Here is an 18,141-nt window from a genome sequence, read left to right as displayed (position 1 = left end):
CCTGCGGCCGTGCCGGCCTCGGCGATCACGCTTCAGGCTCGTTCAGCACCCCGAGATGCAGCCGCCGGACGGCGCCGGCGACGGCCACGTCCAGCCCCGGCCGCGTGTAGTAGCAGCCACGCACATGCAGGCTGGCGGCGAGGGCGCGGATGAAATCCTCGGCAAGCGTCGGCTCCGGTGGCGGTGCCTCGCCCCAGAAACGGTCCAGCCCGCCCTGCCAAGCGAGGCCGGGCACGTCGTAGATCGCCTGGCCGAGCGGTAGGGTGGCGCAGCCCATGGCGATCGCCTTCACCCCGACCGTGCTGTTCACCGTGACCGTGCCGCGGCACCGGTCGATCACCTGCTCCATCGGCAGCGCCCCGCCGAGATAGGCGACGCGCCCCTCCACCCCATGCTGCAGGGCGATCCGCCGCACCCGCCGCGCCCAGGATTTCAGCCCCGGGTCGAGCGGGTGGACCTTCACCATCAGCCGCGCCTCGGGCGGGGCATGGCGGGCGAAGCTTGCCACCGTCTTGGCGATGGCGCTGTCCATGTCGGGGAAGCGGGAATAGGCCCGGATGGAGTAGTCGGTCTCCATCTGCATGGCGAAGAGGTAGAGCGGCACGCCGAGCGCGGTCAGTCGCTTGAGTGTCTCCGCCGCCGCCTGCGTCTCGCGCTTGCGCAGCAGCAGGCGGAGCCCGGTCGCCAGATAGGCCGGGACCGGCGCGTGCAGCAGGAAGCTCTCGTAATGTGGGAAGGAAAAGGGCAGCGAGGAGGCCAGGTGGAAGAGCACGTCCCAGCGCGCCTGCGTGGCGAACCTGTCCCAATGGTGCTCGCGCAGGTCAGGCGGTGGACAGCGGGCGGCGAGAGCCCGGATCCCCTCAGGATCGCGCGGGAACCGGCTTTCGGCCCCCATGCCGTCGCGCTCCAGCGTCACCCAGTCCGGACGGAGGTAGCCGAAATCCGTCACGGTTACCCCTATATCGCGCGCCCTGGCGAGGGCGATGGCCGGCTTGTGGTAGGGCCGCTGCTCGCCGAGCAGCACGAGGTCGGTAATGCCGTGACACGCGTAGAAGCCCTCGAGGAAATGCGGCCACTCCGCCAGCCGCCCGCGGAAATCGACTGCCCCCGGCCCCTGCCAGAACAGCCTGTCGCCGAGGCAGAGATTGATTCGCCAGGCATCATGCCCGAGAGCCCGCAGCCCGGCCGCAACCTCCGCGAAGAAGGGGCTGATCGGCCCCTGCAGGAAGAGGAAGCGGCGTCTCCCCGGCGCAGGCTGGTCTGGAGTGGCGGCCATGCCCGGCCCGTTTCGCAGCGAAGGCATGAAAGGTCAAGCTTTTTAGTGCAAATTCGTAACTTAATCCAGCCGAGCCAAGCGGAGCGCGAGACGGAGATCCTTCCGATCTGCAAGGCGCCGCCGCTGCTGTGCCAATCGCCGCAGCAGATCGGGCGGCGGGAAGGGGCAATAGGGCAGGGGCGTCACCTCCCGTCCCAAACTCGGACGGGCGATGGCCTCCGCCAGCAACGGTACGCCGGCCAGGTGCAGCGCCCGGGCGGCAGCGCTGGCGGTGGTGCCGGGCGGGAGCGGCACCTCCCGCTGGGCAAGAATGGCGCCGGCATCGATCCGGGGCACCAGCCGGTGCACGGTAACGCCGAAGCATGGCTCCGGCTCGGCCAGAGCCCAGATGGTCGGCACCGGCCCGCGATGCCGCGGCAGCAGCGAGGGGTGCAGGTTGATCCCCCCTCGCGGCGCCAGGGCCAGGGTCTCGGCACCGAAGATCTGGTCGAAGTGCAAGGAAACCAGCAGGTCCGGCCGTGCGGCACGGATCGCCGCCGCCATCGCCGGCCCGTTCACATCCGCCACCTCGACCACCGGCAGGCCGAACCCGGCCAGCCGGCCTCGTGCCGGATGAAGCGCGTAGTTCACCGCGAGATAGGGCAGCAGCCGCGGCCCCGAGCGGCGGAGATGCCGCCAGGCCTGCCCTACCGGCCCGCCCGCACCCGGGCGGAAGGGGTCGGAGCGGCCGACCAGCACCACGCGGTCGCCATGGGCGCGGAGGAAGGCCTCCACCGCCTCGGCGCTGAGCGCGCTTTCCAGCGTGAAGAGGGCGATGCGCAAGCCGGTCAGGAGGCCTTCAGCGTTGCCAGCCCGTCCCGCGCCGCGGCCAGCACGGCGATGCTGCGCTCGATATCCTCGGTCGTATGCTCGGCCGAGAGGAAGAAGCGGAGCCGCGCCGCCCCTTCCGGCACCACAGGAAAGAGAATCGGCTGGACGTTCACGCCGCCCTCGAAAGCAGCAGCGGCCAATTGCGCCGCGCGCAGAGAACTACCGAGGATGATCGGCACGATGCCGAGCCCGGCGGAGGTTCCGGTATCAAATCTTGCCTGCCGCGCGAGCCGAAGGAAGAGCGCCGCATTAGCCTGTAGCCGTGCGACGCGCCAGGGCTCGCCTTGCAGCAGCCGGAGCGATTCCAGCGCCGAGGCGGCGAGCGGCGGCGCCAGCCCGACCGAATAAACGAAGCCCGGTGAAGTGTGCCGCAACCAGTCCACCAGCCGCCGCTGGCCAGCGATGTAGCCCCCGCAGGAGGAGAGCGTCTTCGACAGCGTCCCCATCCAGATATCGACGAGGCTGGGATCGACGCCGCATTGCTCGGCAACGCCCTGGCCGGTGGCACCCAGCACGCCGATGGAATGCGCCTCGTCCACCATCAGCAGCGCGTCATGCTTGCGCACCAGCGCGGCGAAGCGGCCGAGATCGGGCAGGTCGCCATCCATGCTGTAATGGCCCTCGATCACCACCAGCACCCTGCCATGCCGGCCGCGATGCGCCGCAAGCTCCCGCTCCGCCGCCTCCCGGTCGTTATGGGCGAAGGCGATGCGCCGGGCGCCGCTCAGCCGCGCTCCCTCGGCGACCGAGTTGTGGATCAGCCGGTCATGCAGGATGAGGTCGCGCGGCCCCATCAGTTGCCCGATCACGGTGACATTGGTCGCATGCCCGCTGACGAAAGTGAGGCAGGCCTCCGCGCGGTGATGCGCAGCGAGCGCCGCTTCCAGCTCGGCATGGATGGGCCGCTCGCCCGAGGCGAGGCGAGAGGCGGAGGCGGAGGCGGAGACGCCGAAGCGGTCGACCGCCGCCTTGGCAGCGGCGGCGACGCGCGGGTCACCGTTCAGTCCGACATAGTTGTAGGAGGCGAAGTTGACATAGCTCCGACCGCCGATGCTGCTGCGGCCGCCCGCCACGCCGTCATGCTGGCGGAAATAGGGGTTCTCGATGCCCAGCGCGGCGCCGGCATCGCGCATCGTCTCGAAATCCCGCATCCCCGGCAGGGTGCCGAGGTCGCGTCCCGGCGATTCGGCCGGCGTCGCTGCGGCCGGGGCGGCGCCGCGCCGCGTCGGGCCAGGCGGCTGAGCAGGGCGTTGCGGGCGCTGGCGCTGAGGCCGAAGCCGGTGCTCATGCCGCATCCTCCAGCCCGGCGGCCTCGGGCTCATGCGCGGCGAGCAGGGCCTCGGCACTATCCACCCGCGGCCCGGTCCGGAGCCGGACTAGGATGCGTCGCGCCAGCCCATTCAGCGTCAGCCCGTCGCCCACCCCGTCGAGCGCCACGGCCAGGCCGAGCCTTCCCTCCAGCGCCGTGCGCAGCTCCATCCCGCCAAGGCTGTCGAGGCCGAGTTCAGCGAGCGGCGCCTCGGCCCCGATGGATTGCGCTGGCAGGCGGAGGATGCGGGCCAACTCGCCCGCCATGGTCTCGCGCAGCAGGGCGAGCGCCTCCGCCTCCGCCAGGCCGCGCAGCTGGGCGCGGAGATCGGCGGCATCCCCGGCGGGGGCGGCGAGGCAGCGCACCGTCTCGAAGCCCGGCTCGGCCAGGATGGCGAGAGCGGCACCGGCGGCCGACCAGGCGATGCGGGCGAGGCCGGAAGTGGCGGCATCGGTGGCGAGCAGAGCGGGCAGGGTGGCCAGCGCCTCCTCCGCCCGCATCGCGGCGACGCCCAGGCGGCGCTCCAGGATTTCCGTCTTGGCGGCATCCCCGGCCAGCATGCCGGCATCGGCGATCGGGCCCCAGCCGATCGCCATCGCCGGGCGGCCGGCGGCACGGCGGCGGCGGGCCAGCGCCTCGACCGCGGCATTGGCGGCGACATAGGCGGCCTGGCCCGGATTGCCGACGGCGACGGTGGCGGAGGAGTACATCAGGAAGAGATCCAGCGGATCGCGGGCGGTCAGCCGGTCGAGGTTGTCGGCGATGACGAGCTTCGCCGCCAGCACCGGCGCGGCCCGTGCCGGGTCGAGCAGCGCCGCCGCGCCATCGCCAATCACTGCCGCGGCATGGATCACGCCGCGAATGGGCGGGCAGGATGTGCGGATTTCGGACAAAACCCGCTCCAGCGCCGCGGCGTCGGTGGCGTCGCAGGGATAGAGCGAGGCGGTGGTGCCGCAGGCCGCCAGGTCGCGGATCGCTGCATCCGCCCCCGGCGTCGCTGCGCCGCGGCGCGAGAGCAGGGCCAGATGCCGCGCACCTCGCGCCGCTAGCCAGCGTGCCGTCTCCAGGCCGAAGCCCCCGGTGCCGCCGATGACGAGGATGGTGCCCTCCATCGCCCGGTCGAGGGGCGAGGCGGCTTCGGCCCGGCCGGCCGTCGCCGGCGGGCGGATCACGAGCTTGCCGATGTGGCCACCGGCCTGGAGGGCGCGAAAGGCGGTCTCCACCTCGGTAGCCGCATGGGCGGCGGCGGGGAGGGGACGGATTGCACCTTCGCGCAGCCGGGCGGCGATGCCGGCCAGCAGCCGGGCCGCCTTCGCCGGCCGGGCGTGGGCCAGCTCATCGACATCGACCGCGAAATAGGTGGCGTTCCGCCGGAGCGGTCGTAGAGCGACGCGGCTGCCCTCGGCGAAGTCGCGCTTTCCGAGCTCGATGAAGCGGCCAAAAGGGCGCAGCAGGCCAAGCGAGCGCTCCATGGCCGCGCCGGCGAGGGAGTTCAGCACCACATCGACCCCTTCCGGCCAAGCGGCGCGGAGGGCATCGGCGAAGCCGGCATCCCGGCTGTCGAGCACCAGTTCAGCGCCGGTGGCGTGGAGGAAGGCGCGGCGCGAAGGGCTTCCGGCGCTGACCGCGACGCGGGCGCCGCGGGCCAGCGCCACCTGCAAGGCGGCGAGGCCGACGGCGCCGCTGCCGCCATGGATCAGCACGCGCTCGCCGGGCTCCAGCTGAGCCAGTTCCTCCAGCGCATGCACGGCGGTCATGAAGGCGACGGGGATGGTGGCGGCGGCGACCGGGTCGAGCCCTTCCGGCATCGGCACCAGAGCCTCGGCGCGGCTGGCGGCATGGCTGGCCAGCGCCGCGGGTGCCACGCCGAAGACCCGTTGGCCAAGGCGGAGCGCCACGCCCTCGCCTACCGCCTCGACCACCCCGGCGCATTCCATCCCGAGATTGGGGCCGGCAAATCCGGGCAGCAGCGCCTCCTCCGGCAGCAGGCCCTGGGCCCACATCACGTCGCGGAAATTCAGCCCGGCCGCCTCGATTCGGAGCACCACCTCGCCGGGGCCGGGCGCACCAAGGGAGAAGCCTGTCCAATGCAGGCTGCCAAGCTGGCCAGGCTGGCGGACTTCCAGCCGCTGCGGGCCAGCGGCGGGTGGGGCAGCGGGCAGGCCGGGACGCAGGCGGGGGACCAGCCGGGCGCCTTCGGTGAGGGTGACCTCGGCCTCGTCGTCCTGCTCGGTCAGTAGCTCGCCGGCGAGGCGGCGGGCGGCCTGCTCCGCGCCGAGCTGTGGCGCGATGTCGATCCGCCGGGGCTTCAGCCCGGGATGCTCGTTGGCCAGCACCCGGCCGAGAGCGAAGAGCGCGGCGGAGGCGGGCTCGTGCCGTGTGCCGGGCGCATCCGGCTGCTGGCCACCCTGTGTGACGATGCAGAAGCCGGCCGCGCTGCCCTCAGCGGCGGCGGCAAGCCGGGAGAGGGCGGAGAGTGAGGCGGCGATCTCCTCCGGCCTGCGGCCATCGCCGGCCAGCGCCACCACAAGGCTGTCGGCGAGGGCATCGGGCGGCAGCGCGGCCGCCTCGGCCAAGCCGCCGCCGGTGACGGTGGCGCCGCGGGATTGCAGCGCGGTGGCGATGGCGGGGCGCAGCCCGGCCATGGCAGCATCGGCAAAGAGAAGGACGCGGCGGAGCTTCGGCGTGGCGAGCAGCATGGCCCCGGTGGCGGCGCGACCGCCGATCAGCAGGGCCGGGAAGGGAGCGGCCCGCAGCGGCTCGGCGAGCGGTGCGGTCCAGCCCTCGGCGGGGAGGGCAGCGGCCCAGGCAGCGGCAGGGGCAAGCGGCGCGGCGCCGCACCAGCCCGGCTCCTGGCCGCAGCAGAAATTCCATAGCCAGCCGGGCAGCGGCTCGGCCAGCAGCAGGGTCGCTCCGGGTGCGGCGGCTTGGCGCAGCAGGCTGAGCACCTCGGTACCGCGCTGCAGCCGTGCCCCGGCGGCGAGGCCGACCACCAGGTCGGCGGCGAGCGGCGGCACGTCGCGGCTCTCCAGGTCCCATGGCTGGACGGCAAATTCGATGCCCTCCGGCACCGGCGGCAGCGGCATCGGCGGCTGCCTCGGCAGCGGAGACGCGGTCAGCAGCACGCGGCGGCCGCAGCCGGCCAGGACCCGCAGCAGATGGGCGGTGAGCGGCCCGGCGCCGGCCGCGACCTCCAGCACCCTGAGCGGTCGGCCTGCGGGCCAGGCGGCGGCGAAGGCAGCGACGGCTTCGGCCAGCACCCGCGCGAGCCGCTCATAGCCGGCGGATTGCGGCGGCGGCGGCGCGCCGGCCTCGCCGGCAAGGCGATGCGCAAGGGCCTGGGGCAACTGCTCCGCCGCCAGCGCTGCCCAGGCAAGGTCCTGCGCGAGGTCGGGTTGTTCCAGCAGCACCTGCCGCCAGATCTCCCCGGAAGCGGGCAGGTCTGGCGCCGGGACAGGTTGCAGGCCGAGCGGGCCTGGCTCAGCGAGCCCGTCCTGGGCTAGGGCCTCAAGCAGCATGCGCGCATAGGGGCCGGTCGTCGGGGCGACGCTGAGCGCGGTATGGGCGACGGCGGCGCAGAAGCCTTCCAGCAGCAGCGCGGTCTCGCCGAGATCGAGCGCCGCATCCTGCTGCAGCGCGGCGGCGAGCGGGACTGCGAGGTCGGGCGGCTCAGCCGGCTCGCTGCCGAGGGCGGGGAGCAGCGCGATGCGGAAGGCGCCGTCGAGCGGGTCCTGCCGGCCGGGCAGGCGGATACTGAGGAAGCTGCATCCTTCCAGCAGCGCGACCACGCCGCCGGTCGCGTCGCGCAGGATGAGGTCGGCGGCGGCGCTGCGGCTGCCGCGCTCGGTCAGGCGGATGGTGGCGGCCGCCGGGGCTTCGGCGCCGCGGCGCAGAACCAGCCGGGCGATGCGGACCGGGACGAGGCCGGTGCCGGGCTCGGCTGGCGCATCGGCCAGCAGGCCGAGCAGGGCTTGCAGCGCGCCGTCGAGCCTGACGGGGTGGAGCAGGAAGCCGGCATCGGGCGGCGCCGCGGTGGGGCGGACCAGCCGGGCGCGGGCGAGGCCGGCCTCGGCATCGACCGACACTTCTTCCAGCGACTGGAAGGCGGGGCCGTAATCGAGGCCGAGCCGGGCGGCGAGGGCCAGCAACGCGGCGCGGTCGAGGCAGCGCGGCGGGGTGGATGGCTCGGCGCTGGCCTCGGGCAGGCGGGGGAGGGTGGCGATGCGTGCCTCGGCATGCAGCGTCCAGGCCTCGTCCGTGAGGCGGCGGCGGCTCGACAGGGCGAAGCCGCCGGCCGCGTCGAGCGTCGCCTTCACTTCGCGCGACGACCCGGCCTCCAGCGGCATAGCCTGATGGATGGCGAGGTCGCGCAGCTCCAGCGCCGGCGCCTCCGGATACCAGGCCTGGGCGGCGGCCAGCGCCATCTCCGCCATGGCCGCGGCGGGCAGCACCGGCTGGCCGGCGAGGCGGTGATCGGCGAGCCAGGGCTCCAGCTCGGTGTCGAGATGCCGGGTCCAGAGGCCGGGCTCGTTCCCGCGACGGAAGCCCAGCAGGCGGTGCTCGGCCAGCGGCTGGGCAATGGGGGTGGCTTCCGTCGTCTGGGCGAGCCAGTAGGGCTGGCGGTCGAAGGGCGTCAGTGGCAGGCCGCGGCGGGTGGCCGGGCCGGCATAGGCCGGGCCCTGGCGTGGATCGGCGCCGAGGACGAAGGCGCGGTCGGCGATGGCCGGAAAGGGGTCACCCGGCGCGTTGCGCCGGGTGAGGCTGGCGAGGATGCCGGCCTCGCAGCCGACCTGGCGCAGCGCGTCCCGCAAGTAGCTCTGCAGAATCGGGTTGGGGCCGATCTCGATGAAGAGGCCGGCGCCGTGGCGGGTCGCCTGCTCGACCGCGGGGAGGAAGCGCACCGGCTCGCGCAGGTTGCGCCACCAATGGGTGGGGGTGCAGGCATCAGCACCGAGCGGCTCGCCGGTGACGGTCGAGATCATCGGCAAGGTGGGCGGGGTTGGGGCGAGGCCGGCGAGGTCGGCGAGCAGCCCGTCGCGCAGCGGGTCCATCGCCGCGCTGTGGAAGGCATAGTCGAGGTCGAGGCCGACGTAGCTCCAGCGCCGCGCCGCCGCGGCCTGGGAGAGCCGATGCAGCGCATCGACCGGCCCGGCGACGGTGATCGCCGCGGGGGCGTTGATCGCTGCGATTTCCAGCCCGGGTCCGCATTCGGCGAGGACCGGCAGCGCCGCCTCGGCCGTGGCGCCGAGGGCGGCCATGCGGCCCTGGCCACGCGTCGCCTGCTGGTGGCGGCTGCGGGCGACGACCAGACGGGCTGCCTCGGGCAGCGGTAGCAAGCCGGCGGCGGCGGCGGCGGCGATCTCGCCGACCGAATGGCCGAGGCAGAGGGCAGGGCGGATGCCCTCGGCCGCCAGCGCCGCGACGATGCCGTGCTGGACGGCGAAGAGCAGCGGCTGGGCTCGGTCGGTGACGGCGACGGCCTCGGCGGTGACACCGGCTTCGATCTGCGCGGCGACGGACCAGCCGAGCAGCGGGGCGAGGGCGGCATCGGCGTCGGCGATGGCGGCGCGGAAGCGGGGGCTGGCGGCAAACGCGGACCGGGCCATGCCCGGCCAGGGTGCGCCGTTGCCGCTGAAGACGAAGGCGGTTCCGCGCTGCGGGCCGGCGGTGCCGGCGGCCGCGCCGGATTCGCCGGCACGCCAGGCGGCGAGACCCTCGGCGAGACTTGCTGGATCGGTGCCGCGGAGGGCGAGGCGGTGCGGCAACAGGTCGCGGTGGCGGGCGGCGCCGCGCAGCAGGGCGGGCAGGGCTCGGGCGGGCGTCGCGGCCAGCGCGCCCTGCCAGCGGACGGCGAGCGCCTTCAGCCCGACGGCGCTGCGGGCGGAGAGCAGCAGCGGGGGCAATGCGGCCGGTGCCTCGCCGCCCATAGGCGCCGTCGCCGGCGCGGCGGTAAGGAAGGCGCAGGCGTTGGTGCCGCCGAAGCCGAAGCTGTTCACCCCGATCACTGCGCGGTGCCGGCGGCGGAGCGGTTCCGCCGCTACCGGCACGCGGAGGCCGAGGCCGGTGAAGTCGATGTCTGGGTTGGGTTTCTCGTGGTGGAGCGAGGGCGGGATGCGGCCGCGTTCCAGCATCAGCATGGCCTTCAGCAGGCCGACCATGCCGGCGGCCGGCTCGGTATGGCCGATATTGGTCTTGGCCGAGCCGATGGGCAGTGGCTCCGACCGGTGGCGGCCGATGGCGGTGCCGATCGCGCCGGCCTCCAGCGGGTCGCCGGCAGCGGTGCCGGTGCCATGCGCTTCAAAATAGCCGATGCGGTCTGGGGTGACGCCGGATTCGGACAAAACCTGCTCGATCAGCCGGGCCTGGGCGGGACCGCTCGGCAAGGAGAGGCCCATGGTGCGGCCGGCGGCGTTGACGCCGGAGCCGAGGATGACGGCGCGAATCGCATCGCCATCGGCCAGCGCGTCCTCGAGGCGCTTGAGCGGTACCATGCCGCCGCCCTCGGCGCGGACATAGCCATCGGCCCGCGCGTCGAAGGCGTGGCAGCGGCCGGTGGGCGAGAGCATCCCCGCCTGGGCGAAGCCGAGGAAGGGGAAGGGCGTGAGCAGCATGTTCACGCCGCCGACCAGCGCCGCCGGAATGCGGCCGCCGCGCAGCGCTTCGCAGGCCCAGTGCAGGGCGACGAGCGCGGAGGAGCAGGCGGTGTCGATGGTTTGCGCCGGGCCGCGCAGGTCGAAGACATTGCCGAGGCGGTTGGCGAGGATCGACAGCGCGCTGCCGGTCATGAAGTAGCGGTCGCCGCCCGCCGGGTCGGACAGGCGAAGGTCGCCGTAATCGGTCAGCGAGCCGCCGATGAAGATGCCGGTGCCGCTGCCGGCGAGGCGCGAGGCGGGGATACCGGCATCCTCCAGCGCCTCGGCGGCGAGTTCGAGCAGCAGGCGTTGCTGCGGGTCCATCTCCGCCGCCTCGCGGGGCGAGATGCCGAAGGCGGCGGCATCGAAGCCGGTGACGTCGTCGAGCACTCCGGCGGCGAAGCTGTAGGATTTGCCCGGCTCGCCACGCCGCGGATGGGCGAAGGCGTCGCGGTTGAAGCGCCCGGTGGGGATGACGGTGACGGCGTCGCGGCCCTCGGCGAGCAGGCTCCAGAAAGCGTCGAGATCGGGGGCGCCGGGCAGGCGGCAGGCGGCGCCCAGGATGGCGATGGCGCATTCCGGCCGGCGCCTCGGCTTCGGCTCCGTGGACCGGCTCATGCGAGGCTTGGCTCCCGGCTCGGCAGGGACTGGGGCAGGGGCCGGATGGCGGGGCGCGGCAGGCCGACGACCTGGTCGAGCAGTGTGTCCACCTGGTTGAAATGCTCGCTCCAGCACGGCCGGACCCAATGCCGCAGCCGTGCGCATTGGGCGGCGCGGGCGGCCGAGTCCGACGTGGCATAGGCCTCGATCAGCGCCATCCAGCCTGGGCCGTCGAGCGGGCCGAGATAATCGGGCACGGCGCCTCCGACCTCGCGGAGCGGCGCTGTGTCGGAGCAGATCGCCGGTGTGCCGAGGGAGAGCGCCTCGGCGACCGGCAGGCCGTAGCCTTCGACGAAGCTCGGGAAGAGCAGAGCGGTGGCGTTGGCGACCAGGCGAGCGACCTCGGTATCGGGCGGGGTGCCGAGCTCCTGCACGAGGCCACGCAGCAGATCGCAGCGCTCCAGCAGGTCGACGACATTCTCGTTCTCCCAGCCGCGGCGGCCGACGACCAGGAGCTTCGGCGGAGGCGCGACGCCGGGCTGTGCCAAGGCGCGTTCCGCCATCTCGCGCCAGACATTCAGCAGCAGAAGGTGGTTCTTCCGCGGCTCGATGGTGCCGAGGCATACGAAATAGGGCTCGGGCGGCAGCAGGCCGGGCGGCGTCCGCAGCAGGTCGACACCGAGCGGGGCGATGGCGAGCGGCGGCGCGGCGCGGCCATGCCGGACCAGCCGCGGCAGCAGGGTGGAGGCCGTGAAGGCGGAGTTGACGACGATCCCGTCCGCCAGCGACGCCGTCGTCGCAATCCGTGCCGCATGGCGCGCGACCTGCTGGCTACGCGAATATTCGGGATGGGTCAGCGGGATCAGGTCATGGATCAGCGGGACGAAGCGGGCGCCGGCGCGGCGCAGGGCAGCGATCGGAGCCTCGCTCTCCAGCGACCGGTGGGAGACCAGGAGGAAAACGGCGTGGCGCTGCGCCTCGAGCCGGGCCAGCAGGGCGGCACGCCCGGCGCCGAGGGCAAGGCGGGCATGCAGCGCGGCGGCGATCCGTCGGGCGCGGTTGAGGGCATTGTCGGCCTGCGGGCCGCGCCGCCAGGTCAGCTCCAGCGCCTCGATCAGGGCCGCGACCAGGCGCCGGGGGACCAGACCGAACCAGCCCCAGGCGCTCTGAGCGGCGAAATCGCAGGAAGTTTGCGGTTCGTCAAGCCAACGCTTGGCATAAGCCATCTCGACGCGGTCGATGCCGGAGGGGGAGTGACGCCGGACGCAGGAGATCAGGCGGGAAACATCGAGGATAGTATACAAGACTTCTCCGCCTTCGATGAGGTTGCGCTGCTGGCCGGTTCAGGTGCCCGCCTGAAGTCGTGGCGAGCGTCGGATGAACATCATGCCATGGCGTTCAACATTACGTCTCCAAAATATTAGAGTGCGATGCAGCATGATCTACCAGAGGTTACGCAGATGCAGGAGTTATCGCAAGGAATGGGCGGGCGAGAGGTCAGCAACGGGTCGACTCCGTTGCCACGACGCTGCCGACGAGTCCTGAACGGAAGATGAAGGTTACGGAGGCGGCAGAGCTCGTCGAAGGGGTTGCAGCCTGCTTCCCGACCCGTTAGGAAGCGCCGACCTGCTGCCGTAGCTCAGTGGTAGAGCACTCCCTTGGTAAGGGAGAGGTCGAGAGTTCAATCCTCTCTGGCAGCACCATTCTTTTCAAAAGCTTAGTGGCTTTCCGTTTCGAGAGAGCTCCAGCAATCCTCTCCGTACTCTGTCCGGGCGGCTAGATTCCGGACCTTCGAACCTTCCGAACCCGCACAGCCGCAGGCGCGCCAGAGCCTTCCAACTGCCCAATCGCCTCGGCCGCCCGCCGCAGATGCTCCGGCGAGTGCTTCGCATAGATTCGGGTCACTACGTCGACCGTGTTACCGAGCAGGCCGGCGATCTCCCACATGGGCACCCCCTTCTGGGCCATCCACGTCGCTGCGGTGTGCCGCAGGATGTGGGGAGTTACCCCCTCCAGTTCTGCGCGCCGGCAAGCGGCGAGGAACCCCGTGCGGACACTCCCGACCGGCTTGCCGGCGAACTCGATCACATGGTTCGACCGAGCCAGTTCTCGGGCTTGGGCCAGGAGCGTGACCAGATCATCCCCCAGGGGAACGGCTCGGACCCGGCGCTTATGCTCATTCCCTTGGCCGTAGTCGATTCGGCGGGCGGAGAGGTCTACCCGGTCCCATGTCAGTTCCAAGATCGCGCCCGTCCGGGCGGCGGTATAGAGCGCCAGGGCCGCGAACACCCGGATGTGGAAGTCGCCGCAGCCTGCCATCAACGCGACAGCCTCCGCCCGGGTCAGCCAGCGGTCGCGCGGCTGCGGTGTCGATGGCCCCTCGACGTGCGGGATCGAAGCGATCCAGTTCTCGTCCTTGGCCCAAGTCAGGGCTACCCGCAGGATGCCGAGTTCCCTGAGCACGGTCCCGTCCTTGACGGGCTTCCGGCGCCGTTTGTCTGGCGGCCCAACCTCATAGCCCTCCGCACGCCGCTGCCGTGTATAGAGGCGGCATCGCTCGCGGGTCAGGAACTCAGGACGCAGATCGCCCAAGTGCCGCCGCAGTGCGGCGCAGCCCGCGTCCAGCGCAGTCGGGGACGACAGGGGGTGCTCGGCGTTGTTTTTGCGATCGTGGCTGTAGCCGTCCAGGATTCGACCGATCGTCGGTTCGGATGGCGGTTCCGGCTTTGCCCACCCGGCCTCGAAGGCTTTTAGGAACTCGCGGGCCGCTTGCTCATCTGCTGTGCCCGTTGAAACGCGGTGCGAGCGCCCCTCCCACCAGTATTCAAGGGCGTAATGACGGCCCCGCAGGGCGAGCTTGAGGGTTGGTCGGTTGAGCTTGGGGCGTGCCACTGTGCGGCCTCGTATGCTTCCACGTCCTGGCGGCGGATACGGATGGCCGTCCCGATGCGGATATGACCGAGCCGCCCGGCCGCGATGAGATTGTAAACGTGGGTCGTGCTCACCTGCCAATGAGCGGCCAAGGACGCCACGGTGAAGTGTCCGGCAGGTTCAGCCATCGCGCTTGGCTCCCCTCCGTCCTTCCTCGCGCGCGTGCTCTAGGCGCTGCTGGCACGTGGCCCAACGGATAGTGTGGACGGGGAAGTCGCGTAGGTTGGCTCGGGACGGGTGCTCGGCGGCCGGCAGCCGCGCCCGAAGCTGATCGGTCTCTGCCACCGACCTATGTGCGTCCACGCCTGCCATCCGACGGCCAACAGCGAAGCGGATCCGCACGGCCTCACCCGTGGTCTGCTGTTCACCCAACGGCTCGCTCCTTTGGTGCCAACAGCACCTTCGCCTCCCGCAGCAGCGCTGCGACATGACGCGCCGTCCCGATCGCCTCGACTGAACGCCCACCATGTTTCCAGCGCGCTGCGCGGCACCGCTCGCGGCCCTCGGCGGTTCTGGGGCCAGTGGACAGGCCGCCATGGAGCCGGCACCGGCATCGCCCGTGCACGGCAGGTCCCTGGCACGGGGTGCCGGCGCGTGTCCGCGCTCCACACCGCGGAGCGCCCGTAGGGTCACCGCCCAGCACGCCATGTTTGAGCCGGTTGCCGACCGGGCGCATGGAGTCCTTCGCTTGATCGATCATCGCTCCTCCCCCCGGGGGCAGGGCGTCACAGCGCCGACAATCGCCTGGCCGCCATCCTGCACCACGACGCGCTCAACCCGGACCACCTGGCGCGCACCGCCGCCACGGCGCCGCTCGATTGCTTCAGATACCTCGATCATCGTTCGGGATAGGTTCGCAGCTTGGCGCCGCAGCCGGTCGGCCGTCCCCACTTCCTGCTCCGGCAAAAAAGATCGGTGGAGACATTCCTGCGCGGCATGGTGCAGCGCCACTGCCTGCGCGGCCATCATTCCTTCGACCTCGTCGCGCGGTGCAAACGCCTTGAGGCCCACCATCGCCGCCTCCATTCGCCGGTCGAGGCTGGCCTTGTCATCATCTCGCGGCACCAGTGCTGCGCGCATCAGATTGTCGAACAGCGTGAGGCTGAATGCTTCGTTGGTTGAGCCACAGATGCCCCGTCGTCGTTTACGAGATACTTCAGGTGAGGCCGTCGATGGCGGGGCCTTCATTGGATGCGTTGGGGGCGTGACCGCGCCTACCGGAGTGAGGTTCCCGGTGGGCACTGAGTACAGTTCCATGGGATCGACAGCCGGCGAAGCGTGTAGACGGGTGGGGGGTTTGACCATCCTGGCTTCCATTGAGGTGGTTGGATTGCGGGAACGAGCAGAGAGGACGCCGCGCCGCCGGTCATCCCGGCGCTGCCTTGGCCATCCCCAGACGGATCGCCGCATGGTCTTCGCTACCCGCATGGATCCGCGCCGGCAGGGGAACAGCGCCAACCCCGCGTCTTCCTCGGCCAGCGGATACAAGGGCGAGATCACTGCCATGACTGCGACCCCTTTGGGCTGTTGGGGTCCTGCTGGGCAGCAATGTGACAGAGCATAGGCAGAGCCGGCGGACCTTGCAGGTCGATCCCATCGGGGGCGCAGGCGAACGGCGTGCCGTCGAGCCGAACGAGGTGATCACAGTCCTCGCTGTCGACGTCCAGCAACACGCAATCAGGTTCAGCGCCGGCCCGCAGCGGGTGCAGCATATTGAGCGGACAGACGGGCCGGGGCGCTTTAGGACCCTTCGGAGGCGGGGTGCCCAGTGACGGGTCTACCTTGTAGGAGGCGAGCAGTCCCGGCTCCTCCAACGTCCGATCGGGCTGAGACCCGAGGCTCTTGCTCAAGGGAGACAAGGTGACGCTAGAAGGGGGAGCGTACCCACGTCCCCACCTCGCATGGCCTTTTCCAGAATGGCCGAAGTATGCGCACTTCAGTGAATATAAAGAGGGGTGGGTACGGTGGGTACCATCGTTGATTTTCAGGAAGTTACTGCCGTCACCACCGTAACCGCCGTACCCACCTTCGCTCCCTGCATCCGTACCCACCCCCTCTGCCGTACCTACCCCACACTGAATGCCCGTCCCCACCTTTCTCATGTCTCGCTCTCCCGGATGATCCAGTGCCGGATTGGTTTGCTGCCGCCTCGCCGCGTTTGTGTCCGCTGGTAGCCAAGCCTCGTCAGGATGGCGCTCATGCGCATCTCGCTGCGCTTGTCGTGCCGGTCTGTTGGCATGCTGATCGCCTCGGTCAGCACCTTCGGTACTGTGACGAGTGCTCCAGGATTGGCGCTGAGCCAGGCGCGGACACCATCCGTCCACACATCCTCAGACATGCGCTCATCCTGCTGCGCCGCAGCCTCTGTCCGAGCTTCGTCACCGTCGATCCAGATGGCTTCACCCTGCTTTTCTCGATGCGCCGCCTCTGCCCAGAGCTGATCGCGGTTCTGCGCAATCCAGATTTCATCCGCATGGCGGCAAGTGATTGGCCAAATGCGGCGATTGCCAGTGGCATCGCGCAGGTAGTCCGTGCTGTTTGTGGTGCCAATGAAGATGCACTGGCGAGGGCGCTTGACGAAGGAACGGCCGTAGCTTGGCCTGTAGCGCTCCACGGCTCGCGACAAGAACGCCTTGATGGTCTCGACCTCCTGACGAATCAGGTGCTCCATTTCTGCGAACTCGATGCACCAGATCCCAAGCATAGCCTGGGAGCCGTCCTTGCTCTTCAGATCCGGCGGCATCGCGTCCGTGAACCAAAACTCGCCGAACAACCGTTTGATGGAGCGGGACTTACCCATGCCCTGCCCACCTTCCAGCACGGGCATGGTGTCGAACTTGCATCCCGGTTGCCGGATGCGGCGCACCGCGGCGATCAGCGTCTTGGCGGCAACCGCTTGGACGTATGCACTGTCATCAGCACCAAACGCCTCGTGCAGCCAATGATCGAGGCGGCTCACTCCATCCCAGCGAAGGCTATCCAGCCAGTCGCGAACGGGATGGAACCGGCGCCGGTCCGCCTCGCCCACCATGGCCTGTTCGACGTCACCAGCCCTCATGCGCTCGCAGTGAGTGCGCTGGATATAGGCTGTGACGAGCGCAACGTCAGCGGGCTGCCATGGCCGCGGGTAGGGGCCGGGTGCGGGTCTGTCGCCGGGATTGGCAACGGGCGGCGGGCGTAGAAGCTGGGCCTCTGTCTCAAATTCGTTGTAGCCGACGAGATCGGTGCAGCACGGATCCAACGCGAGGATTAGCATGGCGTTGGACAGGTTTGGGTGCGTCAGTCCCTTGTCGGATTTGCTTACTCGGGCCTGAAGTTGCGCGAGATTTCCGCCGATGCTGAATGAGTTCATGCGATCCCCCATTCAAGCGGCCTTGCTTCCCCGCGTCGAAGTCCGGACCGTACGGTTGACTGCGCTTCTGCTCGGCTTTGCCCCGAGGCCATCCCGGCGGCGACTAGTTCCCGCTCTGCTTCGGCACGGCCGATGGCGCCTGCTGCGACAAAGCCTCCGATCAGAGTTGCTCGACGCAGCAGGGCGTTGTTGCGATTGCCGGGCGGTGCGTTGCCGACAGCCTCGAACGTCCGCATCAAGGCGCGCACCGCCTTATCAGAAGTTGGTACAATTGGCCGCGCTGAGCGCGGCGGTGACGGCGGCGGAGCCAACATGCGGACCAGCCATTCCGGAGCAGGTGGCGGCGGGCACTCCCACGGCGCGATAACCCAGCGGTAAGGCGCGCCGGTCCGACGGTGCCGCGACGGGCTGATGGTGAAGGTGCTGCGGCTGGCTAGCGTGTCCAGGCCAGGCGCTGGACGACTGCTGCCGGAAAATATGCCAGTGCCACCCTTAAACACCAGCAGGTGCCCACCGCCGCCGGAGCGGCCGTGTGGGCGCGGCGGTAAAGCGCCGTGGAGGTTGCACAACTCGCGTAGCGATGCCACGCCGTCGTTCGCATGGTCCGCGCCAGGGATATCCACGTCGAGCGCCCATACGCCGGAGCCCTCCGGGATTACGGACCAGTTGCAGCCGCGATATTCAGCCTGCCAACGCTCTATCTGGTCGAGGTCGGCCGTAGCCGCCTGAATATATCCTTTGAAACAGCCGGCTCGGTTTGGCCAAACTGGCGCAACGCGCCATCCGAGCAGCGCCACGCGCTCCAAGTCGCAATGCAGCGTTGTGCGGTTTATGCGTACCTGTTGTGACGGCCCCACCTTGCGAAACGTCCCGGGCTTGAGGCCGTGATGTCGGTCTCTGGCTGATGGAGGCAGGTATGGAGGCGGACGTAGAGACCACGAGTACGCATACAAGTACGCTTACGAGTGCTCGCAGCGAGGTGGTGGAGGTGGTGACCCGCGGCGAGCGGCGCCGGCTGTGGTCGGATGAGCAGAAACAGCTGATCGTGGCCGAGGCGATGCAGCCTGGAGCGTTGGTCACCGAGGTGGCTCGGCGTTGGGGCATCGGCACGGGGCTGATCTACACCTGGCGCCGGCAGATGCGGCAGGGTGAGCTCGGCGTTGTGCCGGTG

General features: G+C 70.6%; 11 protein-coding genes, 1 tRNA gene and 1 pseudogene. 2 read left to right on the top strand and 11 right to left on the bottom strand.

All coding sequences use genetic code 11. The annotated features are described in order from the left end of the window. Positions 1-25: 25 nt before the first annotated feature. From EP26_RS13990 to EP26_RS13970, 5 genes are read right to left on the bottom strand one after another with little or no spacing between them, the layout of a single operon-like run. Positions 26-1,276 carry a capsule biosynthesis protein gene (locus EP26_RS13990; protein ID WP_052389170.1) on the bottom strand — a complete coding sequence of 417 codons (1,251 nt, stop codon included), beginning with the start codon at positions 1,274-1,276 and terminating at the stop codon, positions 26-28. A 60-nt stretch (positions 1,277-1,336) separates the two neighbouring features. Beyond that, the gene (locus EP26_RS13985; RefSeq protein ID WP_043339311.1) at positions 1,337-2,098 is read right to left on the bottom strand and encodes a formyltransferase family protein; all 762 of its coding nucleotides are present in this window, start codon (positions 2,096-2,098) and stop codon (positions 1,337-1,339) included. A 5-nt stretch (positions 2,099-2,103) separates the two neighbouring features. Beyond that, complete coding sequence (locus EP26_RS13980; protein WP_084112549.1) at positions 2,104-3,441, bottom strand: aminotransferase class I/II-fold pyridoxal phosphate-dependent enzyme; 1,338 nt, start codon at positions 3,439-3,441, stop codon at positions 2,104-2,106. Next, entirely contained in the window at positions 3,431-10,705 is a 7,275-nt protein-coding gene (locus tag EP26_RS13975; protein WP_052389169.1) for a type I polyketide synthase, read from the bottom strand. The genes EP26_RS13980 and EP26_RS13975 overlap by 11 nt, the downstream gene beginning before the upstream one ends. Next, on the bottom strand, positions 10,702-11,991 hold the full coding sequence (locus tag EP26_RS13970; protein ID WP_052389168.1) for a glycosyltransferase family 4 protein: 1,290 nt from the start codon (positions 11,989-11,991) through the stop codon (positions 10,702-10,704). The genes EP26_RS13975 and EP26_RS13970 overlap by 4 nt, the downstream gene beginning before the upstream one ends. A 324-nt stretch (positions 11,992-12,315) precedes the next feature. Here EP26_RS13970 and EP26_RS13965 point away from each other — a divergent pair. Beyond that, positions 12,316-12,390: transfer RNA gene (locus tag EP26_RS13965), tRNA-Thr, on the top strand. Between the two features lie 73 nt (positions 12,391-12,463). On the opposite strand, the gene EP26_RS37465 is transcribed toward EP26_RS13965, so the two are convergent. The 6 genes and pseudogenes from EP26_RS37465 to EP26_RS38605 all read right to left on the bottom strand — a co-directional run bounded on the left by EP26_RS37465 (position 12,464) and on the right by EP26_RS38605 (position 17,767). Beyond that, positions 12,464-13,579, bottom strand: a complete 1,116-nt coding sequence (locus EP26_RS37465) for a tyrosine-type recombinase/integrase (RefSeq protein ID WP_245624395.1) — start codon at positions 13,577-13,579, stop codon at positions 12,464-12,466. Between the two features lie 17 nt (positions 13,580-13,596). Next, positions 13,597-13,746: pseudogene (locus EP26_RS38610) on the bottom strand (helix-turn-helix domain-containing protein); the annotation flags it as partial. A gap of 236 nt (positions 13,747-13,982) precedes the next feature. Further along, entirely contained in the window at positions 13,983-14,294 is a 312-nt protein-coding gene (locus EP26_RS38145; protein WP_281177083.1) for an HGGxSTG domain-containing protein, read from the bottom strand. 20 nt (positions 14,295-14,314) lie between these two features. Next, positions 14,315-14,875, bottom strand: coding sequence for a hypothetical protein (locus tag EP26_RS34840; protein ID WP_157033535.1), 561 nt, complete (start codon positions 14,873-14,875; stop codon positions 14,315-14,317). 841 nt (positions 14,876-15,716) lie between these two features. Then, complete coding sequence (locus tag EP26_RS13940; protein WP_169747399.1) at positions 15,717-16,970, bottom strand: virulence-associated E family protein; 1,254 nt, start codon at positions 16,968-16,970, stop codon at positions 15,717-15,719. Then, positions 16,967-17,767 carry a bifunctional DNA primase/polymerase gene (locus EP26_RS38605; protein WP_169747398.1) on the bottom strand — a complete coding sequence of 267 codons (801 nt, stop codon included), beginning with the start codon at positions 17,765-17,767 and terminating at the stop codon, positions 16,967-16,969. The genes EP26_RS13940 and EP26_RS38605 overlap by 4 nt, the downstream gene beginning before the upstream one ends. A gap of 119 nt (positions 17,768-17,886) precedes the next feature. Here EP26_RS38605 and EP26_RS13935 point away from each other — a divergent pair. After that, on the top strand, positions 17,887-18,141 hold a 255-nt coding region (locus tag EP26_RS13935; RefSeq protein ID WP_169747397.1), incomplete at its 3' end, for a transposase.

The organism is Belnapia moabensis DSM 16746 (assembly GCF_000745835.1).
GTDB lineage: Bacteria > Pseudomonadota > Alphaproteobacteria > Acetobacterales > Acetobacteraceae > Belnapia > Belnapia moabensis.
The sequence above is the reverse complement of the archived record's forward strand: the minus strand, read 5'-3'. Positions and strand labels throughout refer to the sequence as shown.

Coding starts and splice junctions, on each gene's coding strand:
- EP26_RS13990 (WP_052389170.1), bottom strand. CDS start 1,276: ATGGCCGCCACTCCAGACCAGCCTGCGCCGGGGAGACGCCGCTTCCTC.
- EP26_RS13980 (WP_084112549.1), bottom strand. CDS start 3,441: ATGCGGCATGAGCACCGGCTTCGGCCTCAGCGCCAGCGCCCGCAACGC.
- EP26_RS13975 (WP_052389169.1), bottom strand. CDS start 10,705: ATGAGCCGGTCCACGGAGCCGAAGCCGAGGCGCCGGCCGGAATGCGCC.
- EP26_RS38145 (WP_281177083.1), bottom strand. CDS start 14,294: ATGCGCCCGGTCGGCAACCGGCTCAAACATGGCGTGCTGGGCGGTGAC.
- EP26_RS34840 (WP_157033535.1), bottom strand. CDS start 14,875: ATGGAACTGTACTCAGTGCCCACCGGGAACCTCACTCCGGTAGGCGCG.
- EP26_RS13940 (WP_169747399.1), bottom strand. CDS start 16,970: ATGAACTCATTCAGCATCGGCGGAAATCTCGCGCAACTTCAGGCCCGA.